A 448-nucleotide genomic window follows, 5' to 3' on the forward strand; every position below is an offset into this window, starting at 1 on the left:
AAGTATTCTACCTTGAGGTACTTGTTTATCCCTTATCTTAACCATACCAAGTTTAGGTAGTTTTATATGTTGACCACAATACATAATATTTCCATTTGTAAAGTTAGTTTTATATGAAAATCTATTAATTTTCTTTGATTTAAATTTAGGAAATCCTGCCTTTTCTTTAAAGAATTTTTCATATGCGTTTTCTAAATCTTTTAGGGCGTTTTGTAGTGAAAATTTGTCAGGTTCCTTAAGCCATTTTAATTCTTTTTTTAAATTGGTTAAATCAGAACTACACTGTTTATAAGTAAAAGTTTCTTTATCGTTTTTATAAGCATCTATTCTTTTAGCAAGATACTTATTATATACAAATCTACAACATCCAAAAGTTTTGTTAATTAGCTCTTGCTGTTTTTTATTTGGATATATTCTAAACTTATAAGCTTTTTCCACTACTACCACC

1 protein-coding gene is annotated in these 448 nt (G+C 26.3%); it reads right to left on the bottom strand.

Features of this window, described 5'->3' with window-relative positions; all coding sequences use genetic code 11:
* Positions 1–447, bottom strand: a 447-nt coding sequence (locus tag KGF42_RS19240) for an RNA-guided endonuclease TnpB family protein (RefSeq protein ID WP_227826916.1), incomplete at its 3' end; no start/stop codon positions are given.
* Position 448: the final 1 nt, after the last annotated feature.

The sequence above is a fragment of the Clostridioides sp. ZZV15-6383 genome (genome assembly GCF_020657735.1).
Classification (GTDB): Bacteria; Bacillota; Clostridia; order Peptostreptococcales; family Peptostreptococcaceae; genus Clostridioides; species Clostridioides difficile_D.